The 13632-nt window shown below is 52.9% G+C and carries 12 protein-coding genes and 3 tRNA genes; 12 read left to right on the forward strand and 3 right to left on the reverse strand.

Translation table 11 applies throughout. From position 1 onward, the window contains the following. The first annotated feature begins 32 nt into the window (after positions 1 to 32). Positions 33 to 1424: a DUF1015 domain-containing protein gene (locus J2S31_RS12545; RefSeq protein ID WP_237099434.1), complete on the forward strand. Its 1392-nt coding sequence runs from the start codon at positions 33 to 35 to the stop codon at positions 1422 to 1424. Continuing rightward, positions 1421 to 2032 carry a ribosome biogenesis GTP-binding protein YihA/YsxC gene (yihA, locus tag J2S31_RS12550; protein WP_237099435.1) on the forward strand — a complete coding sequence of 204 codons (612 nt, stop codon included), beginning with the start codon at positions 1421 to 1423 and terminating at the stop codon, positions 2030 to 2032. The genes J2S31_RS12545 and yihA overlap by 4 nt, the downstream gene beginning before the upstream one ends. 45 nt (positions 2033 to 2077) lie before the next feature. Here yihA and J2S31_RS12555 read toward each other — a convergent pair whose 3' ends face one another. Beyond that, positions 2078 to 2446, reverse strand: a complete 369-nt coding sequence (locus J2S31_RS12555; protein WP_336886600.1) for a (2Fe-2S) ferredoxin domain-containing protein — start codon at positions 2444 to 2446, stop codon at positions 2078 to 2080. A gap of 196 nt (positions 2447 to 2642) precedes the next feature. On the opposite strand from J2S31_RS12555, the gene J2S31_RS12560 reads away from it, so the two are divergent. The 4 genes from J2S31_RS12560 (at position 2643) to ilvB (ending at position 7833) form a co-directional block, all read left to right on the forward strand. After that, positions 2643 to 3716 (forward strand): aminoglycoside phosphotransferase family protein, encoded by a 1074-nt coding sequence (locus tag J2S31_RS12560; protein ID WP_237099437.1) that lies wholly within the window; start codon positions 2643 to 2645, stop codon positions 3714 to 3716. Positions 3717 to 3732: 16 nt separating this feature from the next. Then, positions 3733 to 4836, forward strand: a complete 1104-nt coding sequence (gene lptG / locus J2S31_RS12565; RefSeq protein ID WP_237099438.1) for an LPS export ABC transporter permease LptG — start codon at positions 3733 to 3735, stop codon at positions 4834 to 4836. A 12-nt stretch (positions 4837 to 4848) separates the two neighbouring features. Continuing rightward, on the forward strand, positions 4849 to 5787 hold the full coding sequence (locus J2S31_RS12570; RefSeq protein WP_237099439.1) for a Ppx/GppA phosphatase family protein: 939 nt from the start codon (positions 4849 to 4851) through the stop codon (positions 5785 to 5787). A 246-nt stretch (positions 5788 to 6033) separates the two neighbouring features. Next, positions 6034 to 7833: a biosynthetic-type acetolactate synthase large subunit gene (gene ilvB, locus J2S31_RS12575; protein ID WP_237099440.1), complete on the forward strand. Its 1800-nt coding sequence runs from the start codon at positions 6034 to 6036 to the stop codon at positions 7831 to 7833. Between the two features lie 80 nt (positions 7834 to 7913). On the opposite strand, the gene J2S31_RS12580 is transcribed toward ilvB, so the two are convergent. Beyond that, positions 7914 to 8756 (reverse strand): MBL fold metallo-hydrolase, encoded by an 843-nt coding sequence (locus tag J2S31_RS12580; RefSeq protein ID WP_237099441.1) that lies wholly within the window; start codon positions 8754 to 8756, stop codon positions 7914 to 7916. Positions 8757 to 8894: 138 nt separating this feature from the next. Here J2S31_RS12580 and J2S31_RS12585 point away from each other — a divergent pair, with 138 nt between their 5' ends. From J2S31_RS12585 to J2S31_RS12610, 6 genes are all read left to right on the forward strand, one after another. Continuing rightward, positions 8895 to 9368, forward strand: coding sequence for a ClpXP protease specificity-enhancing factor SspB (locus tag J2S31_RS12585; RefSeq protein WP_237099443.1), 474 nt, complete (start codon positions 8895 to 8897; stop codon positions 9366 to 9368). Positions 9369 to 9519: 151 nt separating this feature from the next. Beyond that, a tRNA-His gene (locus J2S31_RS12590) sits at positions 9520 to 9595 on the forward strand. Between the two features lie 9 nt (positions 9596 to 9604). Next, positions 9605 to 9681, forward strand: a tRNA-Arg gene (locus J2S31_RS12595). A gap of 65 nt (positions 9682 to 9746) precedes the next feature. Further along, positions 9747 to 10403: a Spy/CpxP family protein refolding chaperone gene (locus J2S31_RS12600; RefSeq protein WP_237099444.1), complete on the forward strand. Its 657-nt coding sequence runs from the start codon at positions 9747 to 9749 to the stop codon at positions 10401 to 10403. Between the two features lie 76 nt (positions 10404 to 10479). Then, positions 10480 to 10556 (forward strand) — tRNA-Pro (locus tag J2S31_RS12605). Positions 10557 to 10845: 289 nt separating this feature from the next. Further along, complete coding sequence (locus J2S31_RS12610) at positions 10846 to 12003, forward strand: phospholipase D family protein (RefSeq protein WP_237099445.1); 1158 nt, start codon at positions 10846 to 10848, stop codon at positions 12001 to 12003. Here the strand turns inward: J2S31_RS12610 and J2S31_RS12615 are convergent. Then, on the reverse strand, positions 12000 to 13631 hold the full coding sequence (locus J2S31_RS12615; protein ID WP_237099446.1) for an N-6 DNA methylase: 1632 nt from the start codon (positions 13629 to 13631) through the stop codon (positions 12000 to 12002). The genes J2S31_RS12610 and J2S31_RS12615 overlap by 4 nt on opposite strands. Position 13632 lies beyond the last annotated feature (1 nt).

Here is a 13632-nt window from a genome sequence, read left to right on the forward strand (position 1 = left end):
AGCATTTGTCTAATCCCGGCAAAGGGCGTAGAATGATTTCCGATCAGGGCGTCCGCAACGCCGTGCATGGCATTTGCCCGGGCGAGCGATCTGCTTCCCCTCTCCAACCCGATTTTCAGGATCGCAATATGGTGGCCATCGCACCCTTCACCGGATTGCTTTACAACGAACAGGAAGCCGGACCGCTGGCGGATCTCGTGGCCCCCCCGTACGATGTCATTCGCCCCGACCAGCAGGACGACCTCTACCGCAGGAGTCCGTACAACGTGGTGCGCCTGATCCTCGGCAAACAGTGCAGTCACGATACCGAAACCGACAACCGCTACTCTCGCTCGGCGAAAGACTTCGCTGACTGGCAGGCAAAAGGCGTTCTGAAAGAAGACGACCGGCCCGGGTTTTACGTTTACGCGCAGGAGTACACTTACAACGGGCGCGCTTACAACCGCTATGGATTTTTCGCGCGCGTGCGGCTGGAGGAGTTCAGCAAGGGCAACATCTGTCCGCACGAGTTCACGCTGGCCAAAGCGAAAGAAGACCGCGCGAAACTGATCCGCGCCTGCCGCGCCAACTTCAGCGCCGTGTTCGGTTTGTTCTCCGATCCCGGCCACAGCGTGGACCGCGCGCTGGAGGAAACCATGCAGTCAAACCCGCTGGCGGAAATCGAGGAAGACGGTGTGACCCACCGGTTCTGGAGGCTCACCGACCCGACAACTCTGGCGAAGATCGCGGAACAGTTCGAAAACAAAAAGGTGTACATTGCCGACGGACATCACCGTTACGAAACGGCGCTCGCCTACCATCTGGAAAACGGCGGACCCGGAAGCGACTCGGCGCACGTGCTGATGTTCCTCACCAATATGGATAATGACGCGCTCGCTATTTACCCCATCCACCGGCAGGTCAAATCACCGGAACCGTTCAACCGCGATGCGTTCCTCAAAAAACTCGAACCTTATTTCCATATCCAGGCCTTTCCTAAAAACACTTCCGCCAGTGTGATGATCCCGACACTGGAAGAAGTCGGGAATCAAGGCGTCGCCTTCTGCGCCTACCTGGGCGGCGGCGATGCGGTGCTGTTGAAGCTCAAGGACGTCGATGCCGTGGTGCCGCACATGAGTCCGGAAGACGCCGAGGCGCTGAAAGTGCTCGACGTGTTTCAACTGCACACGCTGGTGCTGAAACACCTGATGGGCATCGACACCAAGCGCCCCGAACACCAACAGTACATCACCTACAATGTGCGCGTGGAGGAATCGATGCAGAACGTGGACAAGGGCGAGTTCGACCTCGTGTTCTTCATGAACGCGACGCGTATCGAGCAGGTGCGGAACCTCGCCGAACAGGGCGTGCGCCTGCCGCAGAAAGCCACCTACTTCTATCCCAAACTGCTCTCCGGGCTGGTGATCAACCGATTCAAGTCATGAAAATCATCAAAGCTGAATTCGTCACCGGTGCGGTGTCGCCCAAACAGTTCCCCAGCCAACCGCTCCCTGAAATCGCCTTCATCGGCCGGTCGAACGTGGGCAAGTCGTCGCTCATCAATTCGCTGGTCAACCGCAAGAAGCTGGTGAAGACCAGCGCCACGCCCGGCAAAACGCAGATGATCAATTTCTTCAACATCAACGACGCGTGGATGCTGGCGGACCTGCCGGGTTACGGCTTCGCCAAAGTGCCGCCGCAGGTTCAAAAGAAATGGCAGACGCTGATTGAAGACTACCTGCGGGAGCGCGAACGGCTGGAAAGCGTGGTGCTGATCGTGGATATCCGCCGGAAACCGACGGAGCTGGACCTGGTCATGCGGGACTGGCTGGAGGACGTGGAGCTGGATTACGTGGTGGTGGCCACCAAATCGGACAAGCTGTCGCAGACGGAACGGAAACTTCAGATGAACAAAATCAAGAAGGAGTTCGGCGGCGACGGGGCGCGCACGGTGCTCATGTATTCCAGCAAGAACAACCACGGACGCAAGGAACTGTGGAACTATTTCTCGAGCCGGCAAAAAAAAGAGGAAGCCGAATCCAATGTGGATTGAGCTTCCTCTCGTTTGTTTTTAAATGCTCATGCCGACAACCGGAGATCAGCCCCACATTTCGTCGGGGATCTCCAAGCGCTCGATTTTCTTTCCGTTGATGATGTGAGACTCGAGAATCTCGTCCACATCGTCCGGCTTGACGCCCCGGTACCAGACTCCGTCCGGGTACACGACCACCACCGGCCCCATGGAACAGGGACCCATGCATCCCGTGGTGGTCAACATGGCTTTGCCAAACAGATTTTTCTGCTCGATGCCCATTCCGATTTTTTCAAAAACTTCCATGGCTCCATTTTCGCCACAGGAACCGCGGGGATGCCCGGGGGGGCGCTGGTTCGTACAGACCAGGATGTGATATGCAGGTTTCGGCATTGTTCTCCTCCATAGGTGATTCAAAGGACCCACAGGTCCCATTTAAGATGCGACTGGATTCACTTCATTTTGAAAATGTTAAAGGAATCTTCCAAAATGCCGTGGGGGAACCGGTCTTCCGGCGGTTCCCCGCGTACATGGCCGCGTTGTCTCCGGCCAAACGGGCTGGTAGTATACTATAATTGAAAGCAGTTCCAAACCGAACCAACATCCCACAGGACATCACCGACCCGATCTCATGAATTCCAAAACCGCAACCAGCCCGTCCGCCCAGCCGCGTTTCAATCTTCCCTATCTGGCAAATACACTGGGTGGCCTGTTCGGGCAATCGGTGGCCGGGGTGGAAGCCACCCCGCTGGAAGGCGACGCTTCCACGCGCCGCTATTTCCGCCTGCACCCGCATTACCGGTCGCGCGGACGCGGGCCGGACTCGCTGATGCTGATGCAGTTGCCGGAACCGTTTCCCGGCGAGAAGTACGATTTCGTCCGCATTCAAAAATTCCTGGAAGGGCTGAACGTGCCGGTGCCGCATCTTTACCATTATGACGCGGCGAAGGGATTCGTTTTCCTGCAGGACTGCGGGGACATCACGCTGGAGCAGCAGCTTCAAAACTGCGACGAGGCCGAGCTCCGTTCCTGGTACCGGCAGGCGGTGGACATGCTGGCCGACATGCAGTTCCGCGCGACTCAGCGCATCCGTCCGGACTGCCCGGCGTACCACCTGCGCTTCGATACGGCCAAGCTGATGTGGGAAATGGACTTCATGATCGAACACTACATCGAAGGCCTGCTGGACCTAAAACTGAGCGATACCGTGTGGAATGCATTGCGTCACCATCTGCAACGCCTGTGTTCCGAACTCGACCGGCAACCACTCCACTTCACGCACCGCGATTTCCACAGCCGCAACCTGATGGTGCACGATGAGGGGCTGGTGATCCTCGATTTCCAGGATGCACGGATGGGTCCCAGCCAGTACGACCTCGCCTCACTGCTCCGCGACTCGTATCACGTTCTCCCAGAGGAATTCGTGAGCGATATGGTGGACCGCTTCATCAGCCTCAAGAAGCAAAAAGAAAAAAGGGACGTGGATGCGGACGAATACCGCCGCGTGTTTGACCTGATGTCGATTCAGCGCAACCTGAAAGCCATCGGCACCTTCGCTTACCAGAAACACACCGTGGGCAACGGCCGCTATGAACCCTGCATCGCGCCGACGTTGAATTACATCCGCACCACCCTGAAACTCCACGACGATTGGAAAGGCCTGCGCCACGCATTGGAGTCGGCCATCCCGGAGCTCGCCGCCTGAATCCTGCCACGCCGATATGAAAATCCTGAAACGTTACATTTTAGCCCAGTTTCTGAAAACCTACCTGTTGATGGTCGTCGCCATGGTCGGCGTGTTTCTGGTCATCGACGCTTTCGAGCGGCTCGACGAGTTCGTCACCAAGCACGGCACATTCTGGGATTTTGTTCTCTACTTCCTTTATAAGACCCCGTTCATCCTGTCCTACATGGCCCCGCAGGCGGTGCTGCTGGCGACGGTAGTGACGCTGGTGGGCCTGGCCCGCAACAACGAACTGATCGCCATGCGCGCCTGCGGCATCAGCCTGACGGGCATCACCCAACCCATCCTGAGCACCTCGCTCATCATCGCGCTGGGCCTGGTTCTGCTCAATGAGTTCGTGACGCCCAAAACCAGCGAGAACATGAATTACATTTTTTACGTGAAAGTGCGCGGCCACCAAAACATGCACCAGACCAACAACCAGAACCTGTGGCTGAGATCGCCCAATGGCTCTATCTGGAACATGGAGACCTTCGATGCGGTCAATAACGTGATGTATGATGTCAGCCTGTTTTATTACGACCGCGAGCATCCTGTCATGCGCCAGCGCATCGACGCGGAAAAAGTGTCGTGGAACGGCGACCAGTGGGTGTTTGAAAAGGGCGCCATGCGGTTTTTCTCCCCGGGCGGTCTCGATAAAACCCAGTTTTTCGAGACGCAGGTGTTCCCCGTGCTGGAAAAACCGGAGGATTTCAACAAGGTGCAGAAACGACCGGAAGAGATGAGCGCGCGGGAAATGTACCAGAACGTCCTGATCAAGGAATCCGAGGGATTCGACACGGCGAGAAGCCTCGTCGATCTGCATCACAAACTGTCGTATCCGTTCATCAGCGTGGTGCTGGCGCTGGTGGGAATCCCGCTCTCCATCCGTTCCAGCAGGCGGGGTGGATTGTTATTCTGTATCGGCATCAGTCTCGCCATCGGGTTTCTGTTTTTCTTTTTCTACGCCACCTCCATTTCACTCGGACAAAAAGGCACCTTCGGGCCCGTGCTGGCGGCGTGGGGTCCGTGCCTGCTGTTCATCACCCTGGGCCTGTATCTTCTGCTGACGCTGGACAGCGAAAAAGTGCTTCCCATATAAAGAGACCATTCCATGAATCACTTCGCCTCGGTTGACATCGGTTCCAACACCATCCGCCTGCTCATCATGCAGGCCAATGGACAGGGTGAGTTCCGCGAAGTGGCCTCGGAACGCGCCATCACCCGGCTGGGCGAAGGCATCCACACCGAAAAAAAACTCCTGCCGCACCGCATCGACCTCGCTTTGAACACCCTGCGCGGATTTCAGGAGCGGTGCCGCCAATACGGCGAGGTGCCGATGAAGCTGGTCGCCACCAGCGCCGTGCGTGAAGCGGCCAACAAGGATGAATTTGTCAACCGTGCGAAAGACGAGCTCGGCCTCACCATCGACGTCATTCCGTGGGAGGAAGAGGCGCGGCTGACGCTGGCCGGGGTGTTCTGGAAACTGCCGGAGGACGACCGGCCGATGGTGACCTTCGACATCGGCGGCGGCAGCACCGAGTTCATTTTCTCACGCGGGCGCAAGGTGGAGGCGGTGGCGGGCACGTCGCTCGGCGTGGTGCGGCTCACCGAACGGTTTCTCACGCAACACCCGGTGGTGGAAAACGAATACCGGCCCCTGCGCGCCTTCCTGGCGGAGGAGTTGGCCGACGTGTCGCGCAAACTGGGTTCGCCGAAACCCGAAGTGCTGGTAGGCACGGCCGGCACGGTGACCACGCTCGCCGCCATGCGCGACGACATCTTTCCCTACGACCCGGAGCGCATTCACGGCATGCACCTGCCGCTGGCCGACGTCGAACGCCTGAACGACGAGCTGAAGGCGAAATCCATCGAAGAACGCCGGAACATCCGCACACTGGAGACGGGACGCGAGGACCTCATCATCGCCGGCACAGCCATCCTTCTGGAAACCATGCACACGTTCGCCTGCGAAACCCTGACGGTCAGCGAATACAGCCTGCGGGAGGGAGTGCTGATCGATGCCTTCGGCGGCCGGGCGGGGGCAAGCTGAAGCGCCCTGGATCGACCGTCCAATTTTGGCCGGCACCCTCCCCATATCCTGGGGGAAAAAAAAATTGATAGGGTCCGGTTGAACACGTTATAACAGAGTATCCGGAGCCGAATCCCGTCATCACCACCCACAGCACAGCAGGCCACCCGCCGTGCCCGGTTTGCGCTCGGAGTTTGGGTTTGACAAGCCCCAGCCTATAGGCTAAGGTTTCAATTTATCTTATTAATTTATAACAAGTTATAAGCCATGTCCCGCACGCGTCCGTCCACAGCAAAAAAAGTCGTCAACATCGACCGGAAAAAAGATCTCGCCAACCCGCCCATGAAGGGACGGGACATCCTCGTGAAAGCTCTGGAAAACGAAGGCGTGGACACGGTGTTTGGCTATCCCGGCGGTGCGTCGATGGAAATCCACCAGGCGTTGACGCTCACCAAGAAAATCCGCCACGTCCTGCCGCGCCACGAACAGGGTGGTTCGTTTGCCGCGGGCGGCTACGCGCGGGTGACGGGCCGGCCGGGCGTATGCATCGCCACCTCCGGTCCGGGCGCAACCAACCTGTTGACCGGCATCATGGACGCGAAGATGGACTCCATTCCGCTTGTCGCCATCACGGGCCAGGTACCGACGCCGGTGATCGGCAGTGACGCGTTCCAGGAAACGGACATCGTCGGCGCTTCGTTTCCATTGGTCAAACACAGCTACCTGGTGCAGGACATCAACGATATTCCGCAGATCATTCACGAGGCGTTTCACATCGCTTCCACGGGGCGGCCGGGGCCGGTGCTCGTTGACATTCCCAAGAACATCCAACAGCAGGAAACGATCCCGGACTTCAAAGTCGGGCTCGATATTCCGGGTTACCGCCCGAACCTGAAGCCTGCGCCGCAACAGGTGAAAAAAGCCATGCACCTGATCAAGGAAGCGCGGCGGCCCATCATTTATGCGGGCGGCGGCATCGTCTCCGCGGAAGCTTCCGACGAGTTGCGTAAGTTTGTCAAGAAGACGGGCATTCCCATCACCAACACGGTCATGGGCCTCGGCAGTTTCCCGATGGACGATCCGCTTTCACTCCATATGCTCGGCATGCACGGCGCGGTGTACGCGAACATCGCCATCAACCACGCCGATCTCGTCATCGCACTCGGCGTACGCTTCGACGACCGCGTCACCGGCAAGCTTTCCGAGTTCTGCCCGAACGCGAAGTTCATCCATGTGGATATCGATCCGTCGGAGATCAACAAGAACATCACCGTCGATGTGCCGATCCAGGGCGATGTCAAACAGGCGCTCAAGATGATGAACGAGATGGCGGAAAAGAAAAAGGACATGGGTCCCTGGCTGACACAGGTCCAGGAGTGGAAACAGGAGTTTCCGCTGACGTACAAGATGAGCGACAAGGACATCGTGCCGCAACACGTGATCACCGAACTGCAACGCATCGCCGGGGACGAAGCCATCGTTTCCGTCGGCGTCGGCCAGCACCAGATGTGGACGGCACAGTTCTGGCGGTTCAAGCAACCGCGGCGCTGGCTGTGCTCTTCCGGGTTGGGCGCAATGGGCTTCGGCCTGCCTGCCGCAATGGGCGCGGCGGTGGCGCGGCCGGACCTTCCCGTCGTCAACATCGACGGCGACGGCTCGTTCCTCATGAACATTCAGGAACTGCAGACCTGCAAGATCGAAAACATTCCGGTGAAAAGCGTCGTCCTCAATAACGCACACCTCGGCATGGTGGCCCAGTGGGAGGACCGCTTCTACAAGTCCCTGCGCGGGCACACCTACATCGGCGATGCGGATTTCGCGGAGATCGCCGATGCCTTCGGCATCAAGGGCGAGTCCATCCGCAAACCGGAGGAAGTGGAGCCGGCGTTGAAACGTATGATGAAGCACAAAGGGCCCTACGTGCTCGACGTCAAGTATCCTTACAACGACAAGAGCCACGGCCACGTCATTCCAATGATCCCCGGCGGACACACGTACCTCGACACCATTCTCGACACGGACACCAACCTGCGCGAGTACTGGCGCAAAAAAGGCATCGACGTGTAAGCCGCATCATCAAAGATAAAGAAAAACCCCTTTCCCGGTTCGGGAAAGGGGTTTTTTATTTTCAGATTATTTTGTTCGTATCAGGTTTCCCGCTTCGCGGTGTACTCGATGAACGCACGGCGGATGTTCTCCTCCATCCGTTCGGCATGCGTCCAGTCGCTGTACTTTTCCTTCAATCGCGCGGTCACGTTTTCGATCGTTTTGTTGAGATCGTATCCTTTATCGAGCTCGCGGTTGACGTACTGCCGGAGCAGGATCAAATAGTGCTTCGCCTGGATGATGATCTGCTTGCCACCGGGACGGCCGTGACCGGGCACGATCAGCTCCGCGTCAATGTCTTCCATCTCTTGCAGGGCATCGATCCACGGATCGATGTAACTGTCATTCATGTCCGGAATGACGCGATTGAACACCAGCCCGCCCGCGATGATCGTACGCCAGGTGGGAAGGTACACGTAGAGATCGCCGTCGGTATGCCCCGGACCCGGGTGGCGCAATTCCAGGAGGTACCCGCCCAGAGTCAACTCCACCTTCTTATCAAACGCGAGGTTCGGGTAGGTCAGGCCTTTCAACCCCTCCAGTTTGGCCATGGTTTCCATGTTTTTCTGCGCTTTCAGGTGCGCGATGATGGAGGGGCACTCCTTGAACGCCGAGTTGCCGAGCACGCTGTCCTTGTGATGGTGCGTGTTGACCACGTGCGTGACGGGCTTGTCCGTCTTCTTGCGGATTTCATCATGCAGGTGTTGGCCGCCTTGCGCGGTCATTCGCGTGTCGATCACGATCACACCCTGATCGGTGATGATGAAGGTCGCATTCGCATCCGGTCCGCCCTCGGAGTGCACCGTCCAGATGTGCGGCAGGATCTCGAAGGTCCGCGCCTCCTCCGCCACCGCCACGCCGGCCCACGCCAGCCAGATTGCCAAGACCCAACCCGCTCGTTTCCATACCTTGCTTGCGTTCATGATTGCCCTTCTTTTATATCTGATTGAACTTTCGGTGTGAACGCAAATGGTATCATGATCCGCTTTTCGCCGAAAAAAAATTGTGGTAACTTTGGGGCCATGGAGACCCCTGCCCAGACCAAACAGGACATGCTGAACCACCTGCTCAGCCAGGGCGACGCCATGGTGTGCCTGGACGCGCGCCAGCCGGATGTGGACGTGCCCAAACAGCACAAGCACAACCCCATGCTGAACCTGGTGCTCAACCTGGGGTTCCGCCGTCCCATCGAAGCCGATGAAAACGGCATTTACGCCACCCTGTCGTTCGGCGGCCGCCCGTACAAATGCATCATCCCCTTCACCGCGGTTTGGGCCATGTACGATCCGCAAACCAACGAAGGCCAGGTGTGGGAGGAAAGCATTCCGCAGGATATCGACCTGATGGAGGAGATGACCAAGGCGAAAAAGCCGGACCCCACGCGGAAAACCACCATTCAGCCGCAAACCCGCGCCGCCGCGAAATCCGCCGAAAAGGACAAGGAAACGGATCCCAAGCCGAAGCGCGACCGCTCGCATTTGCGCGTCATCAAGTGAGAACGCCCCCGCACCGGTGTGGGATGCCGCCCGACCGACTGTAGGCCCCCGTTTTCAAGCAGTTGGCCGGGAATATTTGCTTGTACCGGCGGAATGAATGGTTTAAACTGCACTCCTTATTTTTATATAATACCCTACAATAGACATCATGGTGGGCGTAGCTCAGCTGGTAGAGCACTGGATTGTGGCTCCAGTGGTCGCGGGTTCAAATCCCGTCGCTCACCCCATTTTTTTCTGCGCCCGTAGCTCAGCTGGATAGAGTACCGGACTTCGAATCCGTAGGTCGCAGGTTCGAATCCTGCCGGGCGTGCCAATTTGGTTCCATCTTTCCGGACCCAGTCCAGACTGCCTCATAAGTGAGTGAGAAAGGAGTACCCCATGCGCCATTTCGTTTCATCCATTCCCCGCGTTCTCGTTTACGGATTCGCCTTGCCCCTGTTGCTGACCGGGACGGTCACCCTGGCCGCGGCCAGCCCGGAAGAAGGCAGTAATACTGAAGGTCAAATGAAATCGCCGCACGGCTACACCCACGGCTCGCCGCATGGCACCTCTCCGCATGGATCGGGTTACTCCGGCCACCATGGCAAGGAAGAGGGCAGTGGCAAGGGCTACGAACACGGCGAGGGCTACAGCCACGGATCGAAAGGGTATGGCCACGGTTATAAAAAAGGTCATGGCAGTTACGGTCATGGCGGCGGACACCACGGCGACCGCGATCCGTTCTCGCATCTCCTGAAATTCGCCAAACCGCTGGGACTCACTGAGGATCAGTTGAAAACCATCAGCGACAAGCAGTTTGAGTACCAGAAGAAAAGTGTGCAACTGCATGCCGAGCACCGCATCGCGCACATGGAACTGGAGAAACTGGTGCACAGCGGTGAGTTCGACGAAAGCGCCATCCGCAACGTCGGCGAGCGCATGAAGACGGTGAAGGCGGCCTCGATCCAGTTGATGATCGACGCCAAGATCGCTCTGCTTCAGGTATTGACCGACGACCAGCGCAAGAAGATCGGCGGCCTGCACCACGGCGGTTGACGCACAAGGCCGCGTACCAATTTAACCGCGCGGCCGGTTGCATCGATTGGACGCAACACCGTTTCAGAACATTCAACGGGGCGTAGCGCAGCCTGGCAGCGCATCTGCTTTGGGAGCAGAGGGTCGGAGGTTCAAATCCTCTCGCCCCGACCAGAAACGAAAAGGGATCACGGCAATAACCGTGATCCCTTTTTTACTTCTCCCGTTCCATAACACACCCATAACACATTCTGGGTTCTTCATTTGATTGAAGTGCTTAGCAAATTTTGGCTATAATTCCTGCACATGTGCCAATGGGTGGCATATTATTCTTTCTTCAAGAACCCGCGAAGTAAGGGAGCTTAATTGACAAGTTAAGCTCATATGGGACAAAGTTCATCTTTACCTAAATTGTTCTTAGCACCCTAATTCCAAAAGTAAGGCCGAAAAAAACAAAAACGATATGGCAAACCTAAATTTTCTATTTCAAGCTTTAACTCCCTCAAACCATGCTGAGGCTGTTAAACAAATTTTAAGTTTAAACAAGCCAAAGGAAATTATTTTTAGTGTTGCATTCGTTCGTGAAGAAGGTTTGATGGAATTAGAAAAAAATATCAAACCTCTCTCAAAAATAACTAAAATTTACTTTGGAATTAGAAATGAAATAACTTCCGTTCAAGCTATCAATAGACTTTTGGATATTGGCGTACAATTATTCGCTGTTGATACAGCATCTAGGACTCAAATATTTCATCCGAAAGTTTACTTAGCCTACTCCGATTTGAATGCCAAAATAATAATTGGAAGCGCAAATTTAACTTTTGGAGGAATATATAATAATATCGAGGTCAGCACATTAATTGACTTGAACTTAAATCAATCTTCCGATAAAAAATTTCTTCATGAAGCAACAGATATATTCTCAAATTTAAATAAAAAATTCCCCAATCATATTTTTGAAATTAAAAACAGAAAACAAACTAAAGAATTACTTAATCAAGGAAGATTAGTAGATGAAAAAACTAAAATTATTCCTCGAAAAACCAATTCGGGCGGAAAGGGAGAACGAGATCAACTTTCTCCAATGAAGCTCCATTCAAAACCACGCCCCAAAATTAGGCCAACTTCACAAACAAGCAAAAAAAAGAAACCAGCATCCCCCCAAAAAACCGACACACTGAATTCTGAATATAATCTTGTTTGGGAAAGTGGAGAATTAACCAGGAGAGATATTAATATCCCTAAAAGCACAAAGACTCATTCAACGGGTTCTATGGGTTTAAAAAAAGGAAAATTGGAAGGCGTAGATCATCGGCATTATTTCAGGGAAGAAGTTTTTGCAAATTTGAATTGGCGCATAGAGAAAGAAGGATCGAAATGGGAAAGGGCTAGGGCAAATTTTGAATTAATTATTAAAAATGTCAATTACGGAATTTTTAATCTTATGCTTTCCCATAACACAGATAAAAGTTCTGCAACCTATAAACAGAAAAACTTCATGACCCACATTAATTGGGGACCTATTTTGAAGTACGTGGCAAAACACGATTTGTTGGGGCGGTATCTCTTTCTTTATGCAAGCCAAAGCGACCCCGAACATTTTTTAATTGAAATTGATTAACCTTTTGCACGTTGCCTTCTATTCTTTAAGCGTAACCAAGCCGTTAGGAGCTGATGTTGATCATTTCTTGTTAATCCCAAAGAAGATAAAACCACATTGCTTTGCTTTTCTAAAAGCTCAACAGAATTAAGGTTTCTAACTAAACCATCAAGCTCTCGAACCTTGGGCCTAATTTTTTTTGGGTAAGGTATTATTAGCTTTTCAATTTCTGACGGCACAAGTTCCAAAACCCCACCACCATAATGTCTTCCTTCCAACTCAGCACTCAATGCTGTCAAACAATTAACATAACAATATACAATTTTAGTTGGCTCACAGGATTTTGTTTTTATTCTATAAGCTGTATCGGTTGTAAAAGCTTCTAATTTATTTAATATTAAACGATGGTAATCGTGCGCGCGCTTAAGCATAGCAACTTTAGTTGAATATACCGACGGAACTGTATACCACGGATTTCTTATACGGCATTTGTATCGACTTGGCAGGTTTTCTTTCTCTCCAAGCTCTATGTATGAATTAACATTCTTATCGAATTTGCTCTTCTCCTCTCTTAACCAAATGAAATTATTTGGAATGTTTAGGCGAGAATTGTGTTCGTGTTGCTTTTTATCATATATAACCCCGTCACAATGGTCACTCCTTCCAAACATTGGATAGGCCCAGTTTAAAAGATTATATTTCCTTACAGTTTCATCATTTACCAAAAAAAACTTGTTTGCGCCTGTAACAATCCCAACATCAACATCTGCGAGATCTTTAAACTTATATATCTCAGGCAATTCAATAATTTGCTGAAAAAGGTGCCTTTCCGAATTTGTAAGCAATGCACCCGTCCATTTTTCTAAAATAGTCCTGCCATTTATTCTGGGTGCCTTATTAAATAAATTACAAGGATCGGTTTTTAGAAATCCTTTCCCACTAACTTTTGAAATTCCTAAACCATAACCATAATCAGTTGACTTTACTTTTTTTTCAGCCAAAAGAATAACTGCCCCCTGCAATGTATTTTCAAACCAAATCTCTTCTGGATCAATTAATAACAAACGACTACAAGTAGAACCTAAATAGCTTCTTAACGACTGCGCATGCATTATATGAATTATCTCAGCGGGCAAAACCATTGCTAAGCGTCCCCCTGGCCGTAATAATTCCACGGACGATAAAACAAAAGGGACCCAAGCATTTGTGTGCTTTGTGAAAGGTAACTTTAATATTTTGAAAATTTTCTCGGCTTTATCTTGAAATTCCTCGGGTAAATATTGGTACCGAATAAAAGGTGGGTTGCCCACAACCGCATCAAAAGATAAACGAGGGCTTAAAATTTGCTTTATTGCCCATCCTAAATAATCCTCGGCATGCACTTTTATATTAAATTTTGAAGGTCCTTTTAATCGCCGCCTCGCTTTAAAAGCATCCTCTTTATAAAGCTCGAAACCTGTAATATTTAATTTATCTAGAGGCATTACTTTTGAAAACGCTTCAAAGAAAACACCGTCACCGCAACTAGGCTCTAAAATGTTTTTAGGGCTTATTTCCTTAACCCATTCTGATACAAAAATAGCTATATCTAACGGGGTAAAGTACCCGCCGCGAAGCTTTTGAGCACTTTCATTTTCAATAAAATTCATA

The organism is Nitrospina gracilis Nb-211 (genome assembly GCF_021845525.1).
Taxonomy (GTDB): domain Bacteria; phylum Nitrospinota; class Nitrospinia; order Nitrospinales; family Nitrospinaceae; genus Nitrospina; species Nitrospina gracilis_A.